This window comes from Commensalibacter melissae (genome assembly GCF_003691365.1).
Lineage (GTDB): Bacteria > Pseudomonadota > Alphaproteobacteria > Acetobacterales > Acetobacteraceae > Commensalibacter > Commensalibacter melissae.
On record NZ_CP033087.1, the window covers coordinates 1,418,254 to 1,445,243 of the forward strand.

The 26,990-nt window shown below is 38.3% G+C and carries 23 protein-coding genes; 16 read left to right on the forward strand and 7 right to left on the reverse strand.

Translation table 11 applies throughout. From position 1 onward, the window contains the following. Window positions 1–117: 117 nt before the first annotated feature. The 7 genes from aspS to D9V35_RS06450 all read left to right on the forward strand — a co-directional run bounded on the left by aspS (window position 118) and on the right by D9V35_RS06450 (window position 7,087). On the forward strand, window positions 118–1,935 hold the full coding sequence (aspS, locus tag D9V35_RS06420) for an aspartate--tRNA ligase (protein WP_122123824.1): 1,818 nt from the start codon (window positions 118–120) through the stop codon (window positions 1,933–1,935). A gap of 331 nt (window positions 1,936–2,266) precedes the next feature. Next, a complete protein-coding gene (locus D9V35_RS06425) occupies window positions 2,267–3,688 on the forward strand; it encodes an amino acid permease (protein WP_122123825.1) in 1,422 nt (473 codons plus the stop codon). A 67-nt stretch (window positions 3,689–3,755) separates the two neighbouring features. Continuing rightward, the gene (locus tag D9V35_RS06430; RefSeq protein ID WP_122123826.1) at window positions 3,756–3,980 is read left to right on the forward strand and encodes a sulfurtransferase TusA family protein; all 225 of its coding nucleotides are present in this window, start codon (window positions 3,756–3,758) and stop codon (window positions 3,978–3,980) included. A gap of 101 nt (window positions 3,981–4,081) precedes the next feature. After that, on the forward strand, window positions 4,082–4,312 hold the full coding sequence (locus D9V35_RS06435) for an exodeoxyribonuclease VII small subunit (RefSeq protein WP_122123827.1): 231 nt from the start codon (window positions 4,082–4,084) through the stop codon (window positions 4,310–4,312). A gap of 17 nt (window positions 4,313–4,329) precedes the next feature. Then, on the forward strand, window positions 4,330–5,238 hold the full coding sequence (locus D9V35_RS06440) for a polyprenyl synthetase family protein (protein WP_122123828.1): 909 nt from the start codon (window positions 4,330–4,332) through the stop codon (window positions 5,236–5,238). 76 nt (window positions 5,239–5,314) lie between these two features. Beyond that, a complete protein-coding gene (locus D9V35_RS06445) occupies window positions 5,315–6,016 on the forward strand; it encodes a TlyA family RNA methyltransferase (protein WP_408869333.1) in 702 nt (233 codons plus the stop codon). 63 nt (window positions 6,017–6,079) lie between these two features. Further along, window positions 6,080–7,087: a bifunctional GNAT family N-acetyltransferase/(deoxy)nucleoside triphosphate pyrophosphohydrolase gene (locus D9V35_RS06450; protein WP_122123830.1), complete on the forward strand. Its 1,008-nt coding sequence runs from the start codon at window positions 6,080–6,082 to the stop codon at window positions 7,085–7,087. On the opposite strand, the gene D9V35_RS06455 is transcribed toward D9V35_RS06450, so the two are convergent. Further along, on the reverse strand, window positions 7,076–7,987 hold the full coding sequence (locus D9V35_RS06455) for an SMP-30/gluconolactonase/LRE family protein (RefSeq protein WP_122123831.1): 912 nt from the start codon (window positions 7,985–7,987) through the stop codon (window positions 7,076–7,078). The genes D9V35_RS06450 and D9V35_RS06455 overlap by 12 nt on opposite strands. 202 nt (window positions 7,988–8,189) lie before the next feature. Between D9V35_RS06455 and D9V35_RS06460 the strand changes: the two genes are divergently transcribed. Next, window positions 8,190–8,948: a competence/damage-inducible protein A gene (locus tag D9V35_RS06460; protein ID WP_122123832.1), complete on the forward strand. Its 759-nt coding sequence runs from the start codon at window positions 8,190–8,192 to the stop codon at window positions 8,946–8,948. A gap of 13 nt (window positions 8,949–8,961) precedes the next feature. On the opposite strand, the gene D9V35_RS06465 is transcribed toward D9V35_RS06460, so the two are convergent. The 3 genes from D9V35_RS06465 to D9V35_RS06475 form a co-directional block, all read right to left on the reverse strand. Then, a complete protein-coding gene (locus D9V35_RS06465) occupies window positions 8,962–9,918 on the reverse strand; it encodes an acetyl-CoA carboxylase carboxyltransferase subunit alpha (RefSeq protein ID WP_122123833.1) in 957 nt (318 codons plus the stop codon). Window positions 9,919–10,024: 106 nt separating this feature from the next. Beyond that, complete coding sequence (locus D9V35_RS06470) at window positions 10,025–10,918, reverse strand: tyrosine recombinase (protein ID WP_122123834.1); 894 nt, start codon at window positions 10,916–10,918, stop codon at window positions 10,025–10,027. Between the two features lie 14 nt (window positions 10,919–10,932). Then, window positions 10,933–11,241, reverse strand: coding sequence for a hypothetical protein (locus tag D9V35_RS06475; RefSeq protein ID WP_122123835.1), 309 nt, complete (start codon window positions 11,239–11,241; stop codon window positions 10,933–10,935). 163 nt (window positions 11,242–11,404) lie between these two features. Between D9V35_RS06475 and aroB the strand changes: the two genes are divergently transcribed. From aroB to D9V35_RS06490, 3 genes are all read left to right on the forward strand, one after another. Continuing rightward, complete coding sequence (aroB, locus tag D9V35_RS06480) at window positions 11,405–13,057, forward strand: 3-dehydroquinate synthase (protein WP_122123836.1); 1,653 nt, start codon at window positions 11,405–11,407, stop codon at window positions 13,055–13,057. Between the two features lie 301 nt (window positions 13,058–13,358). Continuing rightward, window positions 13,359–14,516: an OmpA family protein gene (locus tag D9V35_RS06485; RefSeq protein WP_110438312.1), complete on the forward strand. Its 1,158-nt coding sequence runs from the start codon at window positions 13,359–13,361 to the stop codon at window positions 14,514–14,516. 102 nt (window positions 14,517–14,618) lie between these two features. Continuing rightward, window positions 14,619–15,041, forward strand: a complete 423-nt coding sequence (locus D9V35_RS06490; protein WP_122123837.1) for a GtrA family protein — start codon at window positions 14,619–14,621, stop codon at window positions 15,039–15,041. A 1-nt stretch (window position 15,042) separates the two neighbouring features. On the opposite strand, the gene tenA is transcribed toward D9V35_RS06490, so the two are convergent. Continuing rightward, window positions 15,043–15,738 (reverse strand): thiaminase II, encoded by a 696-nt coding sequence (gene tenA / locus D9V35_RS06495; protein WP_122123838.1) that lies wholly within the window; start codon window positions 15,736–15,738, stop codon window positions 15,043–15,045. 162 nt (window positions 15,739–15,900) lie between these two features. Here tenA and alaS point away from each other — a divergent pair, with 162 nt between their 5' ends. The 3 genes from alaS (at window position 15,901) to D9V35_RS06510 (ending at window position 20,251) form a co-directional block, all read left to right on the forward strand. Further along, window positions 15,901–18,552: an alanine--tRNA ligase gene (gene alaS, locus D9V35_RS06500; protein WP_122124291.1), complete on the forward strand. Its 2,652-nt coding sequence runs from the start codon at window positions 15,901–15,903 to the stop codon at window positions 18,550–18,552. A gap of 147 nt (window positions 18,553–18,699) precedes the next feature. After that, complete coding sequence (locus tag D9V35_RS06505; protein WP_122123839.1) at window positions 18,700–19,389, forward strand: carbonic anhydrase; 690 nt, start codon at window positions 18,700–18,702, stop codon at window positions 19,387–19,389. 16 nt (window positions 19,390–19,405) lie between these two features. Further along, window positions 19,406–20,251 carry an exonuclease/endonuclease/phosphatase family protein gene (locus tag D9V35_RS06510; RefSeq protein WP_122123840.1) on the forward strand — a complete coding sequence of 282 codons (846 nt, stop codon included), beginning with the start codon at window positions 19,406–19,408 and terminating at the stop codon, window positions 20,249–20,251. Window positions 20,252–20,394: 143 nt separating this feature from the next. Here the strand turns inward: D9V35_RS06510 and D9V35_RS06515 are convergent, their stop codons facing one another. Further along, window positions 20,395–21,303, reverse strand: coding sequence for a DUF2076 domain-containing protein (locus D9V35_RS06515; protein WP_122123841.1), 909 nt, complete (start codon window positions 21,301–21,303; stop codon window positions 20,395–20,397). Window positions 21,304–21,505: 202 nt separating this feature from the next. On the opposite strand from D9V35_RS06515, the gene D9V35_RS06520 reads away from it, so the two are divergent. Together D9V35_RS06520 and glyS are read left to right on the forward strand one after the other, a co-directional pair. Next, the gene (locus D9V35_RS06520; RefSeq protein ID WP_122123842.1) at window positions 21,506–22,396 is read left to right on the forward strand and encodes a glycine--tRNA ligase subunit alpha; all 891 of its coding nucleotides are present in this window, start codon (window positions 21,506–21,508) and stop codon (window positions 22,394–22,396) included. 1 nt (window position 22,397) lies between these two features. Beyond that, window positions 22,398–24,461, forward strand: a complete 2,064-nt coding sequence (gene glyS, locus D9V35_RS06525) for a glycine--tRNA ligase subunit beta (RefSeq protein ID WP_122123843.1) — start codon at window positions 22,398–22,400, stop codon at window positions 24,459–24,461. A gap of 5 nt (window positions 24,462–24,466) precedes the next feature. On the opposite strand, the gene D9V35_RS06530 is transcribed toward glyS, so the two are convergent. Further along, a complete protein-coding gene (locus tag D9V35_RS06530; RefSeq protein WP_162988601.1) occupies window positions 24,467–26,983 on the reverse strand; it encodes a glycosyltransferase family 2 protein in 2,517 nt (838 codons plus the stop codon). Window positions 26,984–26,990: the final 7 nt, after the last annotated feature.

Below are 26,990 nucleotides of genomic sequence, written 5' to 3' on the forward strand. Positions count from 1 at the left end.
TATTAATCAACAGAATTATATGATGTCCTTTTATAATTTTTTAAAAAAGTGTAAAGCAATTGATTAATCACTTTATAATCAAAAAATTAATTATTTTAATTTAAACAGGATATATCAATGCATCGCTACCGCACTCATAATTGTGCCGCTCTAAGATCCCAGGATGTTGGATCAACTGTTAAGCTTTCTGGATGGATACATAGTAAAAGAGATCATGGGGGTTTACTTTTTATCGATTTGCGCGACCATTTTGGTATTACCCAGATTGTTATTCCCGCCAATTCACCTTTGCTGAACACTGCGGAAAGGTTGAGAGTGGAAAGCGTTATTTGCATTACAGGTAAGGTTGTCGCTCGTGAAGGAGAAACCGTTAATCCAAAACTGCCAACAGGACAAATTGAAATTCAGGCTGAAGATCTTGAAATTATTTCCGCAGCTGACGTATTGCCTTTTCAAGTGACTGGCAACGAAAACTATCCGGAAGATTTACGTTTAAAATATCGTTATATCGATCTACGTCGAGAACGGGTTCATCGCAATCTAATGTTAAGGTCAAACATTATTGCAAGCCTTCGACATAGAATGATTGAACAGGGTTTCACTGAATTTCAAACTCCTATCCTGACAGCTTCTTCACCTGAAGGTGCCAGGGATTTTCTGGTTCCTGCCCGTCTACATCCTGGAAAATTTTATGCATTGCCACAGGCACCGCAACAATTCAAACAGCTTGCAATGGTGGCTGGTTTTGACCGCTATTTCCAAATAGCCCCCTGTTTCCGTGACGAGGCTGCACGTGCGGATCGTTCTCCAGGAGAATTTTATCAACTTGATTTTGAAATGTCTTTTGTCACTCAAGAAGATGTTTTTGAAACGCTGGAACCTGTTATGGAGGGCATTTTCATGGAATTTGCACCTACACATACTGTAAGTTCAGCACCCTTTGAACGTATTCCCTATAAACAAGCCATGAAAGAATATGGCAGTGATAAACCAGATTTAAGAAACCCCTTAAAACTTGTTGATGTTTCCGAAGCGTTCAAAAATTCTAGTTTTGGTCTCTTTGCAAAAATTGTTGAGGCAGGAGGAGAAGTTCGTGCTGTTCCCGCTCCTGGTGCAGGATCATTTCCCCGCTCTTTTTTCGATAAGTTGAATAAATGGGCCAGAGAAGAGAAAGCGGGTGGTTTGGGATACATCATCTTTGAAGACAATGGGGCAAAAGGACCAATTGCCAAAAATTTGGATGAAGAACGTTGTGAAATGATCCGCCAGGCCTGTCATTTAAAAAGTGGCGATGCTGTTTTCTTTGTAGCTGGACAAGGCCCTGATATGGTTAAATTTTCCGGTTCTGTTCGAACAAAAATTGCAACAGAACTTGATCTAATCGAAAAAAACGCCTTCCGTTTCTGTTGGATTGTTGATTTCCCTATGTATGAAATCAATGAAGAAACCGGATTGATTGATTTCTCTCACAATCCCTTCTCCATGCCTCAGGGTGGACTTGAAGCACTGATAAACAAGAATCCTTTGGAAATTAATGCATATCAATATGATATCGTCTGCAATGGTATTGAACTTTCTTCAGGTGCAATTCGAAATCATCGACCTGACATCATGATCAAAGCCTTTGAAATTGCCGGATATCCAGAGGAAGAAGTCGAAAAGCGTTTTGGTGGTATGCTAAATGCATTCCGTTATGGAGCTCCGCCTCATGGAGGTGCCGCACCTGGTATTGATCGCATGGTCATGCTTCTTATGGATGAACCCAATATTCGTGAGGTCATTCTATTCCCATTAAATCAACAAGGTGATGATTTAATGATGGAAGCGCCTGCCCCGATTTCTGCAGAACGATTAAAAGAATTGTCCTTGACAATCAGTTTACCAAAAGTGGCAGTAAAAAAATCTAATGAAACTGTTGAAACAGATAAAAAATAAATGATAATTTCAGCCACTCCAATATATTTTATAGAGTGGCTAGAAACAATTAAATTGTTGAAAATCTCGAAATGATACTTTATTGAAAAATTTTAGGCATTCTAAATATTGGTATCAATAATGAAATTTATCTATAACAAAATTACATAAATAACATTATCGTGATTAATTCTTTACAATACTCAACCTTTAAAAACTCAAATTGCGAAATATAATAACAATTATCTATCTTTAAAGATAATTAAAATTCCTTTATACCTCCTATTTCAGGATTAAATATTACATACATTTTATTATTACAAAATCAATCTACAAATTTTAATATGGGAAAATGGCATTGCAAGAAAAAAAACATCAAGAAAAAACAGCCCTTTCATATTCCGATGGGCAATTAGCACACACCCTCCAACGCCGCCATATTATCATGATCTCTATCGGTGGTATTATTGGGGCCGGTCTTTTTGTAGGTGCCTCTGCCTCAATTAAGCAAACGGGACCTGCTGTTCTTTTGTCCTATGTCATTACTGGATTTCTCATTTTTTTTGTTATGCGAATGCTTGGCGAATTGGTTATTGAAAAACCAGAGGCAGGTTCATTTCTCAATCATATCCGCCGTGGACTTGGCGATCATGTTACATTTATATTAGGATGGGGGTATTGGCTTTTCTGGATTTCTGCCATTGCTGCCGAGGCCATAGCCGGTGGAATTATTTTACTACATTACATGCATATTCCCGAACAATACACATTTCTGGCAACCATGGTTCTGGGACCTTTATTGGTTATTATCATGATGATAACCAATCTATTTTCTGTCAAGGGATATGGTGAATTTGAATTCTGGTTTGCCCTGCTTAAAATCCTAGCTATTACGGCCTTTATTATTCTTGGCGGTATAGCAATAAGCCATTTAGGTGGATATTACACAACAAAAATTAATAATATATGGCATTTCCAAAGCTTTTTTCCAAAAGGCATTCTTGCCGTTTTCACAATCATTCCAACCATTCTATTTACAGTTACTGGATCCGAAGTGGCTACCATAGCGGCAGCTGAATCCGATAAACCTGCGGAGAATGTCGCTTATGCCAGTAAAACAATTATTTTCCGAGTTATCACCTTTTACGTTATTTCAATTGGAATTATTGTCTCTATCCTGCCCTGGAATTATGTAATACCGGGGATATCACCTTTTCTAATGGTTTTGCAAAAGCTTGAAATTCCATATGCCTCGGATATTATGGCAATGACCATCCTGATTGCTATTCTCTCTTGCTTAAACTCATCTATTTACGCAACCTCCCGTACACTCTTTGAACTCGCAGAATTTAATGATGCACCCAGATGGCTAATTCATACCAATAAAAATGGAGTTCCCAAAAGAGCAATTATTACCGCCTCCATCATCGGTATAATAATTTCGATTTTCTCGGTAATTTCGCCAAAAGTTTTTTTCACTTATATTTTAAGCTGCGCTGGATCCATTATCCTGTTTGTCTATATTGCAATCGGTTTATCTGAAATCGTAATTCGCTCAAAATTGGAACGAACCAAACAAAAACTAACATTTAAGATGTGGTTTTTCCCTTATCTATCGTGGTTTACAATCATATCGTTTGCCATGGTGATTCTTGCCATGTTTTTTAATCATGACAGTCGAAATCAAATTACACTCAGCTGCCTTACCTTAATTTTGATAAGTATCTGTCGAATCATTATGTGTCGATACAATAAAATCAAATCTGTGGTTTGAAATTCATCAATTTGCTCATATTTATAATTCTGATAATGTTTTTTAATTTATAGTTACAGGTTTTGATATGGGTGAAATTATTTTAGATCTCAAAGAGTTGCGATGCCCCTTACCTATTTTGAAGGCTAATCGGGTTTTACAAACTCTTGAACCTGGGGATTGTTTACGTGTCTTGGCGACAGATCGTCATACAATCAAGGATTTTCATGATTTCTGTCGTAAAACTGGTCATTCACTGATTGCTTTTTCAGAACAGGGAAATAATTTATCTTTTCTGATTAAAAAAAAGTAAAATTGCACAAAACAATTTTTAAATCTATAAATTGGTTTCTTTTTTCAAAAGAGGTATAAAGAAATAATATTTATCAGATATAAACTTGTTGGAAGTTCAACATGACAGATAATCTTTCTTCCCTTTCATTTGAGGATGCATTGAATGAATTGGAAAAAATCGTTCATAATTTGGAAACTGGACAACAAAAACTTGAAGAAGCCATCGTATCTTATGAACGCGGTGCCTTACTTCGACGTTATTGTGAAAAAAAATTGAATGAAGCCGAGGCTCGGGTAAAAATGATTGTCGAAAAAGATAACCAAAGCCTTGATACTGAAACTATTGAATAAATTTAGGGTTAATTACCATGACTTCTGTTGAAGCACAAAATCAGTCTCTTAATCAATCGCTTTCATCACGTGCCCAAAGCCTTGAAACAACACTTGATAAATTTCTTCCCAGAATGAAGGGGGGCGAGGCAAATCTGATTGAGGCAATGCGCTACGCTGTACTTGGGGGGGGGAAAAGATTAAGGGGTTATCTTGTTACAGAAGTCGCTTCTCTCTTCAATATCCCAATGAAAAGCGCGCTTTATGTGGGCGCTTCTGTTGAAATGCTTCATGCCTATTCATTAATTCATGATGATTTACCGGCAATGGATGATGATGATCTGCGTCGGGGAAAACCCTCCACCCATATAAAATTCGGTGAGGCGATTGCCATTCTTGCCGGTGATGCTTTACAAACCAAAGCCTTCGAAATTTTAACGTGGGAAGATGTAAGCGAAAACCCGGATATTCGTATTGAACTGGTTAAGTCCCTTGCTGAAGCAAGTGGATCCAATGGTATGGTCGGTGGACAAGTTATTGATATGGAAGGTGAAAATCGTCATCTGACCCTTCCAGAGGTAATCAACTTGCATGCCATGAAAACAGGCCGCCTAATTTGTTATTCCGCTGAAGCTGGAGCCATTTTAGGCCAGGCAAATGCCGACTTGCGCAATCATATCATCAGCTATGGTCGAGATTTGGGAACAGCTTTCCAGATCGCTGATGACATTCTTGATGCCACGGCAAGTGCAGAGGAACTTGGTAAAACAGCGGGTAAGGATAATGCCTCTGGAAAATCAACATTCGTTTCTTTGCTTGGAATTGAAGATGCAAAAAAGGAAGCAAACAGACTTATCGGTAAAGCTATCCGTCATTTAGAACCTTTCGGATCCGCCGCCGATAATTTACGCGCTTTGGCAAATTATGTTATTACCAGAAGAAATTGATTTACAATAAACATTTACCCATTCAATAATGGCTAACACTAAAAAACGCGTCGATATACTTCTCTTTGAAAGAGGCATGGTTGAAAGTCGTACAAAAGCGCAGGCCTTGATTATGGCGGGGCTGGTTTTTACGAAAGATCGTCGAATTCAAAAGGCAGGGGATATCGTATCTGAAACCATTGAACTTACCATTAAAAATCAAGAACATCCTTGGGTATCGCGTGGTGGTTTAAAACTGGATCATGGATTGAAATCTTTCAATTTATCCCCCAGGGGATTAAATTGCCTTGATATCGGGGCCTCCACAGGAGGGTTTACCGATGTTTTATTAACGAATGAAGCGAATAAGGTATACGCAGTCGATGTTGGGCATGGACAATTGGCATGGAAAATACGTCAGAATACACGCGTGATTGTGAAAGAAAAATGTAATGCCCGCTATCTTACATCGGAAATAATTCCGGATCCCGTTCAAGTCATCGTCTGTGATGCAAGCTTTATTAGTCTAAAAACAATTTTACCTGCCGCCTTATCCCTGTGTCAAACTGGCGGATGGGCAATGGCGTTGATCAAACCCCAATTTGAAGCTGGACGCAAACATATTGGATCAAAAGGAGTTGTCCGCGATCCTGAGATTCATACAAAAATTTGCCAGGACATTAATAATTGGTGGCAAAATCTGCCCAACTGGCAAGTATTGGGAATTGAGACTAGTCCCATTACCGGCCCTGAAGGCAATAAGGAATTTCTAATAGCCGCACGTAAAGAATCCCCGTAAATCATAAAACAACTTTTCCCTTATATTATTTAAAGTTAATTTTTTGAATCAAAGTGTTTATAAATGGTTATACATCAGCATTTATCCATTCCAACCTTACAAATTGATCAATATCTTTTACGATTGATCCAAAAAAAGGATATCAAAAGCATACATAATCATATTAATGATTGGAATATTGCAAAAATGCTGAGTGACGTGCCATTTCCTTACTCACAAGAATTATTGGAAAAATGGTTTGAAGCCACCCTTCAGCAAATCAAGGCAGGACAATCCTATCACTTTTCAATTATCGATACACAAACCAATCCGGACACAATTGTAGGTTGTATAGGTTTAACCCTGAATATGGCAGAACAATCTGCCAAAATAGGATATTGGGTTGCTCAGAGATACTGGGGCAATAATATCGCTACCCGAGCCTTGAAACGCTTAACAAATTGGGCGTTAGCCAATCTAAATATCAATTACATTCATGCCACTGCCGCTGATGACAATGTTGCCTCTATAGCGGTTTTGAAAAAATGTGATTTTCAACCCTATGGTCAGGGCAAGGAGAAATTTTTAGCTCGTGCTGTTGAACAACCCGTCTCATATTTCCTTTTACAACGGGAAGATATTTGTCCCAACAATCTCACACCCAATCAAAATATTTATACATCAAAAGAAAAAAAAATATTGTTAGTTGTAGCCGCCGCACTTATTGATATTGAAGGTAGGCTTTTACTCGCCCGTCGTCCGGAGGGAAAATCAATGGCAGGAATGTGGGAATTTCCAGGCGGAAAAGTTGAACCTGGGGAAACACCTGAAACAGCATTGATTCGAGAATTGAAAGAAGAAATAAATGTCGATATTTCTAAAAGCTGTCTCGCCCCATTCACATTCGCATCCCATGAATATCAGGATTTTCATTTATTGATGCCATTATATGTATGTCATCGTTGGAAAAATGACCCCATACCAAGAGAAAAACAGCAACTTGCATGGGTTACCGCCAATGAGCTTGACCGTTATCTTGTCTTGGAGGCTGACAAACCATTTATTCCACTCTTGAAGGATTTACTCTTCTAATCTTACCTCGTCAGGAATATGAAAAATATTCTGCCTTTTTCCAGCAATATTATTGTCAAAAGTGAATAAGGCACCAGCTTTTGGATATTTTTCAAGATCTTTTTTTGATATTTTGGCACGTGCCGATGTAACAAAAGCCGTTTTTAAATCATTACCACCAAAAGCTATTTTGGTTAAATTCGGACAAGGAAAATCTATTGATTTCAATTTTTGTCCATCAGAGGAATAGACATTTATTTTATGTCCTTGATAAAGACAAACCCACAGATTGTTCTCGCAATCAAGCGCCATGCCATCAGGATATCCTTCCATTTCTTTTAAAAAAAGTCGTTTGTTTGCAAGTTTTTGCCCATCTTCAATATCAAACGAAAAAATTTCATGTGCATTGGAATGACTGCAATATAGGATCTGTTTGTCTTCATCAATTACAGGCCCATTAAGTACCGCATATTCCCTATCCTGCCTTATTACATAAGGTTTAGCCTGATCCCATTTTAACAAATAGAGAGATCCTGTTAATTTTTTTTCTTTTTCATCCATTGATCCAAACCAAAGTTGACCTTTGGCATCAATATATCCATCATTAATTCGATTATTTGGAAATTTTTCCTCTAAGGGATAAAATAACGTCACACTGCCATTAAATAGGCTAAACCAATATAAACCGTCTTCCATACCGCATAAATAAACAGATCGATTGGTTGGAAAAAAAAATGTAGGTTTCTTGTGAGTATTCCAGCTTTTCTTCTGATTGTCATTTAAGCGGTATTGATGAATTTTTTTGCCCTCAATATCAACAAAACAAACCGCTTTTTCAGAGGCATTCCACATAACCCCCTCCCCCAATTCTGATTGGGTTTCCCAAATAGCGGATGGACATGACGAATTAATTGTAATCATTATAAACCCCTTTTTGAAAGGCTTTTTAAATTAAACAAAAAGAAATTCAATATTTGCAATAATTATTATTTTAACATAAAACTGTTTATACTAAACATTTACTTAGGAATTTTCTTAAACAATTCTTAATTTTAAATATAATTCTCTGTAATTTTTCAATACTTAAATATTGTAACTGTTTTAACAATTGGACTTTTGTAAAATGACTCTAAATCCAACTGCTTCAATTATGGTTATCGGAAATGAAATTCTTTCAGGCCGTACCCAAGACGTGAATATAAATTATATTGCGAAAGGATTAACCTGTTCCGGAATTAAACTCATAGAAACCCGTATCATTCCTGATGATCAAAAAATAATCATCAAAACAGTTAATGAATTACGTGCTGCATATGATTATGTGTTTTCTACAGGGGGAATCGGTCCTACCCATGATGATATAACTTCCGAGGCTATAGCAGAGGCGTTTGGTGTACCCAATCCAATTCATCCAGAAATATCCCGATTATTGGAAGAACATATTGGCAAGGAAAAATATAATGACGCCCATAGAAAAATGGCTCGTTTCCCACTAGGGGCTACGCCCATTCCCAATTCTGTATCCGTAGCGCCGGGATATGTAATCAACAATGTATATGTTATGGCTGGCGTTCCCCAAATCATGCGTGCAATGTTTGATCAAATATTGCCCACCTTACACCATGGCAAGCCAATTGTTTCAAAAAGCTGGTACGCTTTTCATGCCTCTGAAGGCAAAATTGCACATGATCTAGCACATATACAGGATCAATTTCATAACCTTGATATTGGATCCTATCCATTTTATAAAAATGAAGATCAAAATGGAATAGCATTGGTTGTCAAAGGTCAGGACCAAGATGCCGTTCAGCGTGCCGCTCAACAAATCCATCAGTTGTTTATCCGGATGGGATACGACCCACACGAGGGTGAGCCCATTTGAACCCTGGTTTTAACTAGTTTATTTCCTCACGCCCCATGGCAAGAAACTTATTTCTACGTTTAGCCTGAAGAACCTGTTCTGGAACTAAGGCGAGTTCGCCAAATGCAGCTTCAATCGCCTTTTGAACATTACTGATCGCAGTTTCTGGATCTCGTTGCGCTCCACCAACCGGTTCCTCGATAATTTGATCAATTAATTTGAATTTCAACAAATCCTGAGCCGTCAAACGTAATGCGCCTGCCGCCTGAGCCGCTTGTGATGCATCCCGCCATAATATGGAGGAACAAGCCTCAGGAGAAATAACTGAATAAATCGCATGTTCAAGCATCAGAATTTTGTCAGCCGTTGCCAGAGCGATTGCCCCTCCCGATCCACCTTCACCAATGATAACGGAAACAATGGGAGTTGTTGCCCTAAGGCATGTCTCAATTGATTTTGCAATGGCTTCAGCCTGACCATGTTGTTCCGCATCAATTCCAGGCCATGCTCCTGGCGTGTCAATCAACATGATAATCGGTAAATTAAATTGTCCTGCCAGTTTAATTAAACGTTGAGCTTTTCTATATCCTTCAGGCCTGGCCATCCCAAAATTATGCTTTAGTCTTGTATCAAGATCGGAACCTCGCTCTATCCCGATCACAACAACAGATTGCCCTTTGAATCTTCCCAATCCACCGATAATGGCATGATCTTCTGCATAAAGACGATCCCCTGCCAATGGCATGAAGTTTTCAATCATACCTTTGATATAATCCAAAGCATGCGGACGTTGCGCGTGTCGTGACACCTGAACTTTTTGCCAGGGTGTTAGTTTGTTATATATAACTCGCAGCTGTTTTTCAGCCTTTTCCGTAAGCGTTTGCAATTCTTCGGCAATATTAATTTCTGTGGCGGTTTCAACACGTTGCAATTCATAAATTTTATTTTCGAGTTCTGCAACGGATTTTTCAAAGTCCAAAAATTGACGCATGATTATAAAAGATTACCAATTAAACGTTAATAACAGATCAGTGTAATGTATATTATCAATCAAATAAATTTTTAATTGTATAAATTACAATATTTTTTTAATAAAATTATTTTTTCATACTCAGGGGATGAAAATCCTGCACTGTTTTTTTTAGGTGTTCAGTCTGTAAATGGGTATAAATTTGTGTCGTCGAAATATCAGCATGCCCCAACATCATCTGCAATGAACGCAAATCTGCCCCATGTGCCAACATATGACTGGCAAATGAATGACGTAAAACATGGGGAGACAGCCTGCCAGGATCAAGATTGGCCTTTAATGCGACTTCGAACAATATTTTATCAAATCCCTGCCGCGTTAAATGATTTTGCGGGTTTCGTCCAGGAAACAGAAAGACACTCTTTAAACTCGCATCGTTTTTTTTAAGCACCAATGCCGCTTTTACCGCTGCATCTGAAACAGGTATTAACCTTTCACGTCTGCCTTTTCCGTATATTCGCAAAATTTTTGTTGCTTGCTGAATCTGGTCCTTGCGCAGAGATAACAACTCAGATATGCGTAATCCCGAACTATACAGAATTTCCAAAGCTGCCTTGGCAACAAGTGACCGTCTGTAATCGTCAAGGAATTCACTTGCTGATAACAGGTTAAAAACTTCCTGTTCGCTCAGATATTTGGGTAATGATTGTGGCAAACAGGGGGATTGCATTAAATAAGTGGGATCATCGGAGCGAATATTCTCCTGAACCAAAAAACCATAAAACTGACGCAGACATGACAACCTTCTTATTGCTGTTCGCGCTGTTTTTCCCTCTTGACCCAAAAATTCAAAATATTGATGAATATCACGTTTAGAAACCCTGTCTATTTCTAGATCTCTGGCTTGCAAATAATCCATAAAATCTTTTAAATCAGTTTGATACGCCTGATATGTATTTGCGGTAACCCCTCTCTCTGCCACCAGCATTTCCAAAAAAAAATCAATCAGATCCCTGTTCATGATTTATTCAAAATCTATTGATTGGGCATTGTATTCAACGCATTTCCAGGAACTTTTCCAGGCTGGGGAATTGTTGGAGTGTTTATCGGAGCAGGCGCTGAAGCATTATGAACGTTTGCATTGTTGTAGGGAACGATAATGGGGGGAGCGCCAGGGACAACAGGTACAGATGGCAAGGTTGTATGTTGCTGGGCTTTGGGAATGGAAATAACCTTGTGAACTTCTCTGATCGGCATTTCGGGTGTTTGCAAGCAAAAAAACACTACCCCTGCCACAAGCAATATAACTATTAATCCAAAGAGAATAACAAATAATCGACGCATTATGGCTTCCTGATGTAAAATTACTCGTTGATGTTTTAATAATAACAGCTTGATTTCATACCATACTACAATTAATTTTTAATAGTCTGGATTTTATAAATTCTCTCAAAAATTAAATAAAATCTCAATTTATCAATTTTTATTCCTGTATTTGATCGACCACATGACTGATATACCTAGCAAATTATTAAATCGACCACTTGTTTTAATCGGTCTGATGGGGGCTGGAAAAACAACGATTGGTAAAAAAATTGCAGACTTGCTTTCCATACCCTTCATCGATTCGGATAAAGAAATAGAAACTACGGCTGGATGCAGTATCGCCGATATTTTCGAACAATATGGAGAAGAGGAATTCCGTCGTGTGGAAAACCAGGTTATCCAACGTTTATTAGATCAAGCCCCCTTGATTCTCGCAACAGGTGGTGGAGCCTACATGCATCCGGAGACAAGAAAAACCTTAAAGGAAAAAGCAACCACCCTTTGGCTACATTGTGATCTGGAAACACTTTTCAAGCGCGTTTCCAAAAATACCAACCGCCCCTTATTGAATGTCGATAATAAAAAAGAAATACTCTTCTCCCTTATGAAAAAACGTTACCCTGTCTATGCCGAGGCAGATATTGTCGTTGAATGTAAGGATAAAGACATTGATACAACAATTAATCTTGTTATCTCAGCTCTAGAAAATTCAAGTAAAATGCATATTTTACCCATAACCCTGTCAAAAAATCATTACGACGTAATTATTGGTTCTGATATATTACAGCAATGTGGAACACTGATTTTACCTTTATTAAAGCAAAAGAAAGTTTTTATTCTGGCGGATCAGACAGTTGCCGACCTTCATCTGGACAAACTTATCCATAGTCTTGATTTAGTACACGTAAATTATGAAGTTATCCTGCTTCCTCCTGGGGAAAAAACAAAATCCTTTCAATATTATGAAAAAGTCACGCAAACATTGTTAGAAAAAGGGGTTGAGCGAAATTCAACGATTTTGGCATTCGGTGGTGGCGTTACAGGAGATTTGGCAGGATTTTCAGCTGCCACCGTGTTACGTGGAGTGCCATTCATTCAAATCCCCACCACCCTGCTTTCTCAAGTCGATTCTTCCGTAGGCGGAAAAACCGGTATCAATACATCGGTGGGTAAAAATCTGCTTGGGGCCTTTTACCAACCAGAAGTCGTTCTCGCAGATACAAAGATTTTGGACACACTCCCCCAAAGAGAATTACAGGCCGGTTATGCAGAAATTGTTAAAGCCGGTTTGATCAATGATTCAGAATTATTCAAATGGTGTGAAAAAAACGGTAAAAAAGTCATAAGTAAAGAACATGCTTGTCTGGCCAAGGCCATCGAAATGGCTTGTCAATTTAAAGCAAGGATTATTCAAAATGATGAATATGAACAGCAATCGACAGGCAGAAACCTCCTGAATCTCGGTCACAGTTTGGGACATACCCTGGAAGCGGAACTGGGTTATGATGGCCGTTTACTGCACGGAGAAGCCGTTGCACTGGGTTGCTGCCTGATCTTCAAATTATGCACCCAAATGGGAATATGTCCGGAGAAAGACACACAACGTGTCATTCATCATTTCGAATCTGTAAACCTACCTGTTACAATAAAAAGGCTTCCTCAATCCATACGGGCCTCAAATCTTCTTAATCATTTGAAACATGATAAAAAAAGCCAAAACAATAAAATAACGTTTATACTTGTCAATGGGATAGGAAAAGCTTTCACATCACAAGATGTTAGTGAAAAACAGCTGTATAGTCTCCTAATCGAGGACGGTTGTATACAGGACTAAAATTGTTGCATATAAAACACATGAATTAATTCTAATCAATAAAGTATATATGAATGATTGTCATTCAATAAAATCTTTTATAAATTGCCGAATATCTGAAAATCTTTATAGAAATTAGAAGGTAAAGCCCTTTTCTGTGTTTTTTTAGTTACATTACATTAATAACTATAATCACTACATTAAAATCCTTCTAATTTTTCAAAGATATAGATTATAGTAAATTATAGAGTATAAATTTAAAGAGCTTCCGCCTTAATTGGCGGTCTATCGCTCGAAACTTATAAAAGAAGGATGTGTCAAGATGCGTCTTCGCACTGCATTGCTTGCAACGACTTTCGCGGTTGCTACTCCCGCCGCAGCGATGGCTAGCACAATTACTGGCCCTTATGTTAGCTTAGGTGGCGGTTATAACCTTGTTCAAACACAACATGCCCATTTCAAAAATGGTACCAATGCCGGTGGCAGGCTTGATAACGGTAAGGGAACCTCATCAAAACTGCGCCATAATACCGGTTTCACAACCATGGGTTCTTTTGGTTGGGGATTTGGTAACGGTCTCCGCGTGGAAGTTGAAGGTGTTTATAACTACTCCAACATCAGCGGACGTCATGGAACCCCTGTTTCCGCATACAAAACCAAAGGACATGACCAAGGTTATGGCGGATTGATCAATGTTCTTTATGATATTGACTTGCGTCAATTCGGCATTGACGTCCCTGTCACCCCATTCGTGGGTATTGGTGCCGGTTATCTCTGGCAAAATATGGCTCCATTAGATACAGTTTACCGTAATGGCAATAAAAACCGTATCGGTGGAACAGGTGGAAGCTTTGCCTATCAAGGTATCGTCGGTGCTGCCTATGATATCCCAGGCGTTCCAGGATTGGCAGTTACAACTGAATACCGTATGATGGGTCAATTGGATGATCATCGTTCATATAATTCAAGTGCCTGGGTTGGCGGAAACCATTATAACAGCCACAGAGGCGTTAAAATGGATCACCGTTTCAATCATCAGTTTATCCTGGGTCTGCGTTATGCATTTGACACCGCACCACCAGCACCTCCTCCAGCTCCACCAACTGTAGTTGCTCCACCACAACCATCTGTAGCTCGCACCTACCTAGTATTCTTCGATTTCGACAAATCAGCGTTGACACCTCGTGCACGTGAAATCGTAAGAGAAGCTGCTCAGGCTTCAACACGTGTTCAAACAACACGTATCGAAGTTAACGGATATACAGATAACTCTTCTGCACATCCAGGTCCTCGTGGTCAACGCTATAACATGGGTCTTTCAATCAGACGTGCCAAAAGCGTGAAAGCTGAATTAATCCGTGATGGTGTTCCAGCAACAGCAATTGATATTCATGGTTATGGTGAATCTCATCCATTGGTTCCAACAGGACCAAATACACGTGAACCACAAAACCGTCGCGTAGAAATTATTCTTAAATAATTTTCAAGAAATTATCTGAATAATGTAAAAGAGATACTTAGAATTAAGTATCTCTTTTTATTTTGAAAAACAATCAAACCAATTTATTTTTAAAGGTTCTTTTTGATATCAATCGGTCATAAACAACAACTTTTTCAATTTATCAAATTTGGTATTGTTGGATCATCCGGTCTGGGGATTGATATTCTAGCTGTATACTTGTTACGGCCCTTAATTGGATTAACCTCGGCAACCCTTGCCGCTTATTTTATAGCCGCAAGTTCCAACTGGTTCATAAACAGAATCTGGACATTTGGAAATATTAATCATCGTCATTCTATCTTTGCACAATGGATACGATTTATTATGACCAACATTCTTGGTTTTTGTTGCAATAGAGGAATTGTTTTCTTTTTATTTTTCCTAAATTCGTTTTTTAGGTACTATGCTTTTATACCTTTAATTATTGGTGCAATGACTGGAATGCTAGCGAATTTCCATTTATCGCGCAAATTGGTTTATAATGATTCCATATCAAAAAGGTAAATTATTTTTTTCCAACGTTCCAAAAGGCAGTTTCCAATTGAACAACATCCTTAAACTTACGTAGAATCATTGGATAACGTTGTTCCGCCCCATACTGAAAAGCAATTTGATCCAGAAACATAATACTTTTCTTTACAAGACTGTAATAGCTATCACTTCCGTACGTTTCCAACCAAGATAAATACGGATGGTCCCTTTTATCAAATTCTTGATCATTTAATAAATTCAAACCGATTTCACCATACCCTATCAAACATGGTAGTATTAGAATTACGATATCTAACAAATCACCCTGCATACTTTTTGAAAGCAAATATTGACTGTATGCAACAAGTTCGATTGATTTCCTTTCATTTTCAATAAAATCAATTTCTATTCCCCATTGCTTGCAATATGATAAATGCAATGGAAGCTCTATTTCGATAAGCCCTTTCAATAATGATAAAAAATATTGCATTTCCCATAATGAATTACTTTTATAAATCGCTAGGGCCTCAACACGACTGTAATCAAGAAGATATAAATAATCCTGAACTAGATATTTTCTAAATTCCTCTGCCGGCAAGCTTCCCTTACCCAGCGCCTTGACAAAGGGATGATGGATAAATTGTTGCCATTCCTTCTGGCAATCCTGTCGTAACCGACCAAATAATCCTTCAGAAAATAAAGAATACGTATTTTTATCATTATCAAACATTAAATCTTGACTTTCATGACAAAAGCTTAAATAGCTGTACTGTAAAAAACATTTTGAATAATAATATATACGGTTAGATTAATTTCCATATTACTCTTATCCAGTTCGTTTAAGATATTATTTTAACATATCAGGATTGTTCATTCCACCATGTCCACCACAATGCCAAGCACAAATGAAATACGGTCGCACTTTTTGAATTATTTTTCTAAAAATGATCATCAAATTGTACCATCCTCATCTTTGGTTCCCCAGAATGACCCTACTCTGCTTTTTACAAATGCAGGAATGGTACAGTTCAAGAATGTGTTTACCGGACAGGAACAGCGTCCCTATTCACGTGCCACAACTGCACAAAAGGTTGTTCGGGCTGGTGGCAAGCACAATGATCTTGATAATGTTGGATATACCGCTCGTCATCATACTTTTTTTGAAATGCTCGGAAATTTCTCTTTCGGAGATTATTTTAAGGAAAAAGCAATCTATCTGGCATGGAACCTAATCACTGGCGAATTTGGATTACCTAGGGAAAAACTCCTTGTCACCGTCTATTCGGACGATAATGAAGCAGCTGATTTATGGAAAAAAATAGCTGGCTTTTCCGATGACCGAATTATCCGTATTAACAGTTCAGATAACTTCTGGCGTATGGGAGATACAGGCCCATGTGGACCATGTTCAGAAATTTTCTATGACCATGGCGAAGATGTATTTGGAGGTCCCCCAGGATCTAAGGACGAAGATGGAGACCGTTTCGTAGAAATATGGAATTTGGTTTTCATGCAATATTTTGAAAATCCACCAGGTACACGAAATCCCTTACCCCGTCCATCAATTGATACAGGAATGGGATTGGAACGATTTGCCGCAATTATGCAAGGGAAAAGAGACAATTTTGATATTGATACTTTTCAGGTCTTGATCAGGGCATCTGCTGAAATTACTGATACAGATCCATTTGGTCCCCATAAAGTCAGTCATCGTGTCGTTGCAGATCATCTTCGCTCTTCGGCTTTCCTTATTGCTGACGGTGTCTTACCGTCCAAAGACGGACGTGGTTATGTATTACGTCGTATTATGCGCAGAGCCATGCGTCATTTACACATGATCGGCACTCAACAACCGGTATTTTACAAGCTTTTACCTGCATTAATCGAGGAAATGGGAAGCGCCTATCCTGAACTGATACATTATGAAACTTTGATTTCTGAGACCTTATATAATGAAGAACAACGTTTCAAATCAATGCTGGATCGGGGCCTTTCCCTTTTGAATGAGGAAAGCGGCAAGTTACCGTCACATGGTAAATTGCCTGGTGATATTGCTTTCAAACTGTATGATACCTATGGTTTCCCTCTGGATTTAACGGCTGACGCGCTTCGTGAAAAAGGATTGACCGTTGATCACGAAGGCTTTGATAAAGCCATGGCCGAACAACGTAACCGTGCCAGAGCCGCATGGATTGGTTCCGGTGATAATGCAACTGAAACAATATGGTTTGAACTCAAGGATAAATTTGGATCATCTGAATTTCTTGGATACAAGAATAATAGGGCTGATGCTGAAATTCAGGCAATTATCATTGATGGTCAATTGGTAAACCAAGCAGAAGAAGGTAAAGAAATCAGTATCTTGTTGAACCAGACCCCCTTTTATGGTGAAAGTGGTGGTCAGGCTGGGGATCAGGGAATCATTTTCAATAAAAACAGTATTATCGAGATTAAAGATACGCAGAAGAAACTTGGCGAACTGATCCTTCATCATGGAATTGTAAAAAAAGGCCAGATTAAGATCAATAATACGGTCACGGCTGAAATTGATACTGCTTACAGACAGACAATTCAGGCACATCATTCTGCCACCCATCTGTTACATCGTGCATTGAGAGAACAATTCGGGACACATGTCACCCAAAAAGGAAGTCTGAATACAGCAGAACGCTTAAGATTTGATTTCAGTCTCTCCAAACCGATTACACGCAATGAACTGGATATTATCGAAGCAAAGGTTAATGCACAAATCCGGAAAAATTTACCGGTCAGAACGCAAATCATGACGCCGGAACAAGCTAGTAGACTTGGTGCAATGGCATTGTTCAATGAAAAATATGGTGAGGAAGTCCGTGTGGTTTCAATGGGAAATGGAGATGATATTGCCAATCCACAAACGGCATGGTCCATTGAACTTTGCGGTGGAACCCATGTCAATCGCACCGGAGATATAGGTTTATTTCATATAATTTCTGAAAGCGGGGTGGCTGCCGGAATAAGACGCATTGAAGCCGTTGCTGGTTTGGCCGCGGAAAATTATTTCAAACAGAATTTAAATATATTAAATGAAATAGCCTTTCTTCTTAATACTGCCTCTGTACAACTTACCGATAGAGTGCAGTTGTTATTAAACGAAAGAAAAGAGCTAAAACAGCAAATATCCAAATTGCAGCGCCAATTGACAATCGGCAAAGACATGCAAAATGACATTGAGACAATCAATGGCATTGAACTTATTTTCCGTGATGTTGGTGAAATCCCGCCAAAAGAATTAAAACCTTTGGCTGAAAGTCTTGTTAAACAGCTTCAAAATGGAATAGCTGTCGTATTGTCATCCTTTGGTCAAAAAGCATCCATCGTTGTTGCCGTAACTGCTGAATTAAGCAAAATTGTAAGTGCAATTGATTTGGTTAGAATGGCGAGTTCGATTGCGGGCGGTAAAGGTGGTGGTGGAAGACCAGATATGGCGCAAGCTGGAGGACCTGATATTAATAAGGCAAATGATATTTTTGAAAAAATGAAAAGCCATATCAATTCTTTATGATACTGAATTCAAGGCAGGCTCATCATGGCCTGCTTTTTCATTATAACTATTGGTTATTTATCCTGCATGATCATACTTTCGCCGTAAAATTGTACATAATATCATACAGTTAGCTGTTCAATTCATTCCGAAATGAAAGATCACAATATGTCGGAAAACAACCCTCAACTAACCCTCCTTGATATTTTAAAAGGTGTAAAGAAATTTCGAACGGATATTTATCCGGAACGTAAAGAATTATATTGTCAACTTGCCAATGGACAATCCCCTAAAACACTTTTCATAACTTGTGCAGACAGTCGAATAAGTCCTGAATCCCTGACCCAGCAACCTCCCGGAAATTTATTTGTCTTGCGTAATATTGGCAATATTGTACCTGCTTATGGTAACAGCTTCGGAGGAGTAACATCCGCAGTTGAATATGCGGTTTCCGCCCTAAAGGTTTCTACAATTATCATTTGTGGACATTCTGATTGTGGCGCGATGAGTGCCCTTATACATCCTGAAAAATTGAATTCAATGCCAGCCGTAAGAAAATGGTTGCAATATGCCGAAACAGCCCATGCCATTACGGACGCACTTTCTGCCACTGATGTCGGCCCCGAAAGCATCCAAAGTTTAACGGAACACAATGTCCTGCTTCAACTCGCACATTTAAGAACTCATCCTTCAGTTGCTGGTGCCTTGGCAAAAAAAGAAATTATTCTTCAAGGATGGTATTATGATATTCCAAAAGGTAAGATTTATGTGTTAGATGAAGAAACAAGAAATGATATGACCGTCGATGAAGCTATTTCCATGCTGCAGAATCGTATCAACCAAAATACCAAAGCTTAAGAAAACTATTGCTGTATTGAGCTGCTGGTTTGCTTTTTTTGCATCTTTTACGCTGCATGCCAGAACAATCAAGATAACCACCTGGAACACAGAGTGGTTATTATCAAAATCAGATCTTGATAAATATGAAATACCAAATGATATTCAAGCAAGACACTCCAAGAATTTCACAAGATTGTCTTTATATGCAAGAAAATTGAACAGCGATATAATTGCCTTGCAGGAAGTGGGATCAGTCGAAACCGCAAGACGAATCCTTCCTGAAGACCAATATGATTTTTATATAACTCAGGATAATATCGCCCAACATCCTGTCCTGGCCATTCGAAAAAAACTTTCTTACAATATTATAAAAAACCCTGATCTTACCGCTTTGAGTAAGAATGACAAAACCCATATTTTACGAAGTGGTCTTGATCTTACCCTATACGATCATCGCATAAATATTCGAATTCTGGTTGTACATTTAAAGGCTCATTGCCCTGAAAGATCTCTTTATTCCCAACAAAAAGCATGTAATATCTTGAATCAACAGAAAATAATTATCCAAAAATGGATTGCAGACAGAATAAAAGACAAACAGGCTTTCATTATTTTAGGAGATTTTAACCGTATAGTGTCATTTAATGATGAATTTTTTCAATCCTTGTCAACAGAATCTAGTTTATCAATCCCAACATCTCAACTTGCTTCACCATGCTGGGGAGGCAATTATTTTCTCGATGGATTTATTTTGGATCCCATCTTAAGTGAATCCACTATTCCTAATACGTTAAAAGTATTGGTATACAAAGAAAAACAATATATGATGCATGCTGATCTGTCAGATCATTGTCCTGTCTCTTTAAATTTGTCTTTATAACAAAAAATGATTTGTTCTTTTTTCACCTAAGATTTTTTTAATTTCCTCAATAATAAAAGCCTTTTATCACCTAATTTTTAAAAGGATCAATCTTGCCAGAAAAGTTAACCCTTTTATGATTTAGACAATGAAATCAGTTAATATTAGAAACTATCGTCTCCCCAGCCTCCATCATCACCACCCCAGTCACCACCATCATCAGAGCCCCAATCAGCAGAATCTCCAGAATTACCCCAATCTGTATCATTTCCGCTGTTACTGAAACCATCATCAGCATAATTATCAAATCCGGCACCAGAATTGTTACCAGCATCAAAATTCGGATCAACTGCGGTACCCTCACCCGTAAAGGGATCACTGCCAGCTGCTGTTCCTGCAAACGGATCATTCGGATCTGCAGCAGGCATTTGTGCAGCACCATTAACTGCATGATGGCCACCAAACAATCCACTCAATGCATTATAAGCCATCATACCCCCGGCAACACCAGCTGCCGTCGACAATGCACTGCCTAAAAATCCATTTCCACCCCGATTAAACATTCCTCGTTGATAACCTGGGGGATAATTCACAGCCGGAGGTTGTTGCTGTCCATAAGGTGTATTCATAGACTGATTTGGCTGTGGTTGTGGCCGATTAGGATTTCCTCCCCACCCTGGCGGCATTTGTTGGGATTGAGGCGACATTTGAGTTTGCGAGCGGTTTCCGCCACCAAAAAGCCCTCCCAGAAATCCTCCTGAACGAGGTTGGCTTGATTGGGCCTGAGCCAGTTTCAGCTGTTGAATCTGTTGTTGCATCTGCTGTAATTGCCATTCCAGCTGACGAATACGATTCTGAGATTCAACCAAGGCGGCTTCCTGAACAATGGCCATTTGTGTCATACGATAACCCGCTTCAGGATATTTCTGCAAATTACTGTTAATCAGTTGATTGGCTTCAGAATCAATAGGGGGTAACGGACTGGCTGTTCCAACCGTATTTGGAGAAGCTGTTTTTTTCCCACTGACACGTTCAAAAAATTGATTGATCAATTGCTGTTCGTCATTATTCATCTTTGATTAACCTTTAAAATTATCTTTGGATTTCTCTTTATATTTTAATTATAAGACAAATTTTTGAAGATGATTCACTTTTCTTGTCATATCATCAAGATCGTATTATTTATTTAATCTTATTCGTAACCATCAATAGACTAAAAAATAATTAACACTTATTATTTCGTTATTTTTGCATTCTTTTGGAATTATATAATTCATGCCATCGCATACACCCTTTCAACCAGCTTCAACAAAAAAAACGTTATCATTCCAGGGACTGATCTTAAAGTTACATGAATTCTGGAATTCTCAAGGTTGTGCATTATTACAACCTTATGATCTTGAAATCGGCGCGGGAACATTATCACCATACACGACATTACGAGCGTTGGGCGACAAACCTTGGAAAGCGGCCTATGTTCAACCCTGTCGGCGTCCAACAGATGGACGATATGGTGAAAACCCCAACCGTTTACAACATTATTATCAATATCAGGTTCTACTGAAGCCATCCCCTGAGAATAGTCAGGAACTATTGCTTGAAAGTTATAAAGCCATCGGTATCAATCCAAAAGAGCACGATATTCGTTTTGTTGAAGATGACTGGGAAAATCCCACAATTGGCGCGTGGGGACTTGGATGGGAGGTTTGGTGTGACGGTATGGAGGTCACTCAATTCACCTATTTCCAGCAGGTTGGCGGGATAACAACCTCTATTCCTTCAACTGAACTTACATACGGCCTTGAACGATTGGCCATGTATATTCAGGGCGTTGAGAATGTCTATGATTTGGCCTTCAATGATCACGGTCTAACCTATGGAGAGGTTTTTCTCAGGGCTGAAAAGGATTATTCCCGTTACAATTTTGAATGTGCAGACACGACTCTTTTATTCAATCATTTCAAGGATGCAGAAAAAGAATCCAATGCGTTGGTCCAACAGAAACTTGCTCAGCCAGCCTACGATCAGTGTTTGAAAGCAAGCCACTTATTCAACCTGCTTGATGCCCGTGGAGTCATCAGCGTGAATGAACGCGCTTCCTATATTGGTCGCATTCGTAATTTGGCAAAACAATGTTGTGAAACTTGGCTGGCAGAGGAAAAATAATATGTCGGAATTGTTTATTGAACTATTATCGGAAGAAATTCCCGCACGCATGCAAAAGCAAGCCATGGAAAATCTTAACCGTTTACTGAATAATGCGCTGATCAATCTTAATCCCACTGATGCTAAAACATTCTCCACACCAAGACGTATCGCTGTTTCTATGCAGATTGACGCTACCATTCCGGCACAAGAGCTGGAGGAAAGAGGACCACGAATTACAGCCCCAGAAAAAGCGTTAGAGGGTTTTTTACGCAAACATGCGGCTCAAAAAAATGATTTGATTGAAGAGAACGGTTTTTGGGTTTTGAAAAAAATTAAGCCTGAACAATCAGCCAGCCAATTTATTCAGGAAAAAATTCCGCAAATTTTATGGCAATTCCCCTGGCCTAAATCACAGCGTTGGGGAAATGGCAGCCAATTTACATGGGTTCGCCCATTGCATCGCATAACCTGTATTCTGGATGGTGAGATTGTTCCTTTTACCTTGGCAAAAGAAAATGATGATGCACATGGATTATCCAGCGATCAAATCACTGAAGGCCATCGTTTTCTTTCTCCTTCCCCCTTTACCATCCGCAATACAAAACAATGGCAGGAAACATTGTTTTCCCATTATGTTATTGCCGACTCTGAACAGCGTCGTAATAAAATTCTTGCAGACATATCCAAGCTTGCAGAAAATAATAAACTTCAACTCGTTTCTGATGAAGGACTTTTGAACGAAGTTACGGGACTTGTTGAATGGCCCGTCGCGTATATGGGTAAAATTGATTCCATTTTCATGGAATTGCCACAAGAAGTAATGCAAGTTTCAATGCGAGTGAATCAACGTTATTTTGCACTGAAAAATCAAGATGGCTCACCAGCAGCACGTTTTATTTTTATAGCGAATATTATTAGACCAGACAATGATGGTTCCTTAATCATTGCCGGAAATGAGCGTGTTTTGCGGGCACGTTTTGCCGATGCCCGTTATTTTTGGGAACAGGACCGTAAAACACCACTTGTATCATATAACAACTCATTAAATGATGTTATTTTTCATGCCAGACTTGGCAGCCAATACGAACGTGTGCAACGTATTGTCAAAATTGCAGGCTTTCTTGCAAACCTGCTTTGCGCCGATGTGGTTCATGCACAACGTGCTGCTTTACTTTGCAAGGCTGATCTTGCAACAGGAATGGTTGGTGAATTCCCGGAACTCCAAGGTATTATGGGGGGATATTATGCTCAACATGATAACGAAAATCCTGCCGTAGCGCTTGCAATCAAGGAACATTACAAACCTTGTGGTCCAAATGACCAGACACCCACTGAACCATGCTCTGTTATCGTTGCACTCGCGGATAAAATCGATTTGCTAACCGCATTTTTTGCCATAGGTGAAAAACCCAAAGGATCTGGTGATCCTTTTGCATTAAGACGGGCTGCCTTGGGGATTATCAGAATCATCCGTGAAAACAATCTTTCTCTTGATTTAGAAAAAGTATTTGAATTCTCCATTTCAACACTTCCGAAAGATTTACAACAAGCTTCAGATCTGAAATTTTTGGCAAATTTCATGAATGAACGACTTATTATTCAGTTACGAAGTGAGGGTTTACGACATGATATTTTATCAGCAGTTTCACAAAAAAATCATTTAACTGATATTTCCGAACTTCTTAAAAAAGTTAATGCCATAAATCAAATTCTTGAATCATCCGAAGGAAAAGATCTTCTGGCCGCTGTCAAAAGAGCAAGCAACATTCTCAGAATTGAAAACAAGAAAGACGGCCCTCATCACGGTGAACCCGATCCGTCTCTTTTCCATACTGATGAAGAAACAAATCTGTACAGTCATTTAAAGCAAGCTACACAAATGATTGAATCAGCACTTGATCATAAGAAGTTTGAATTTGCAATGAATACTATAGCTTCCTTACGCTCTGAACTGGACATCTTTTTTGATAAAACTATTATTAATGATCCAAATGAAATCATTCGTCATAATCGACTTAAACTTCTCAATCAAATAGATAATGTGGCTAACCTTATTGCTGATTTTAGCCAAATTGAAAAATAGTTATATTAGATTTTAGCCGGGTCTGTTAATTCATAAAACAGCTGGGGCTTGACTTTAAAATGAGGTGAATAGGCTGAATCATTTTTATAAACCGCCTTTTCACCCCATTTTTTTTCCATAAATTCCATTTCATATGTGAAGCGTTCTTGGTGTTCAGGTCTATCATCACTACCTCTTGAATAGCTTTCATGATGAATGGCAATCACATCCATGCACATAATAATTCGATAACCTGCCTCTCTTACTTTCAAACATAGATCGACATCGTTATATGCAATTTTTAAATTAATTTCATCAAATCCATCTACCTCATGAAAAACTGATGCCTTTACCAACATCATGGCCGCTGTTACTGCAGTCAATTCCTGTGATAATACAGAACGTCCGACATAACCAAAATCATTCTTGATCATCCCCCTATTCATATGTTGGGCAACTTCCCCAGGACCGACAATAATGCCTCCATGTTGTATTCTTCCATTCGGATATAACAGTTTGGCTCCCACAATTGCAATATCATCAGCAAATTCCGCCTCATTCAACATGATTTCCAGCCAATCCTCATTTTCGATAAATACATCATTATTTAAGAATAAATAAAAATCGGATTTTATTTTTTGAGCAGCCAGGTTATTCAAACGTGAAAAATTAAATTCTTCTTGTACTGTTAAAAAATTTACAGTCTTTTTTCGTGAATAGTTTTTTATAAACTCCAGAGTTTCTGGTTTTTTTGACCCATTATCAACCAATAATATATTATAGTGGCTATAATTGGTTCGGTCCAAAATACGGTCAACGCATTTTTTGGTAATTTCAATCTGATCTTTGAAAGGGATAATAATTGTAACAGTTGATTGCGGTATCTTATTCCATGCAACCTTATACATCGTAGCATTCTCTATCGAGCTTACCATAGTTTCTTGACCCTTACGTTTCAAATGATCACTTACACAGGCTATACCCGCTTTTACCGCATATTGTTTATTGGCGGTTGTTTCCGCTGTTGAATTCGGAGTAATACGCCAGTGATACAAAATCTCCTGAACATGATGAATTTGCGATGATTTTAAATATTCTGTCAATCGCAAAATAAAATCATGATCCTGTGCACCATTATATTGCGATGACAGAAAACCGACTTTTCTAACATAATCAACATGAATCATGACAAAATGACAAATATAATTACACCCTAACAAATAACGGTAATTAAAATCAGGTTTTAAATTGGGTTCGATAAGTACACCATTGTTATCAAGCTTATCCTCATCTGAATAAACAAAATAGGCATTATGACACTGCGCCTCCATTATCATCATTTCCAATGCTTGGGGAACCAGCAGGTCATCATGATCAAAAAAAGCAATCCATTGACCTTTTACCTGTTTCAATCCTTCATTGGTAGCTTCGGAAATACCCATATTACATGTCAGTGTAATTGCCTTGATCCTGTTATCAAACAAAACATATTTTTTGATTTCTCTCTGTATTGATGCTGATTTTCCTCCATCATCAATCAAAATCAATTCCCAATTTTTATAAGTTTGACATAAAACAGAATCAACAGCCTCCCTAAAATGAGATAAATCAGGTTTGTAAACAGGACATATAATTGAAATTTTGGGAGATTTAAGTTTTATCTTTAAATCTTTCAAATTTTGTCTTTTTTTATCAAGTAATTTTGGTAAACTCGAGAAATATTTTTGTGCCCATAGATGATATTCATCAATTACATATTCCGGATAAGCGATTAAATTTTTAATTTCACTTTTTAGGGAATTAATTTCATTATATATACTATCTATATGCTGATTCATTATTAATAGTTTTTGTTCCAACAAATCATCAACAAGGCTTGTTTGATAGGGACTGTTTTTCACTTCTATATAATCAGGCATTACATACACGCGAAATTCCGCCTTAAAACATTTTCGAAGCACTTTGGGTACAACAACCGCAAAACCGCATCTTGGCTCACCATTATAAGCACTTGCCACATCAGGACGATATCTATTGGCCTGAACCGTTTGTAATTCAATCCCATTCATGACAACAAGAATTGAACAGTTTCCTGTATATTCTCCTGTTTTCAAATCCTTTTTCAAAACCCATCCAACAATTGAACCATTCTTCCATCCATCAATAAAAGATTCATATTCTACAGAATCGTTATTTCTTAATAATTGAAAATATACATAGGATACTTGCTTATTATTCTGTTTTGAATCAGAGACTATAAAAGGTGTTTCATCAATAAATTGAAATGACAACTTATGGTTCTTATTATCCCTGTATCTTTCTGGTATGGAAAATTGAAAACCGATATCGCCGCGAAAGAAATTCAGCTTTTGCTGGATAGTTTTATTTTCAATATCGCATTTAATTTCAGCAATCTTTACATCATCGATAAAAGCAGAAACAATTGTAGGTTTTTCAGGTTTAACGACATTAATTGCCCATCCCACAAATACCCCCTCTTCAATTCTTTGACAGAAACCCGTACAGCGAGATTGAGCATTCATGAACCCC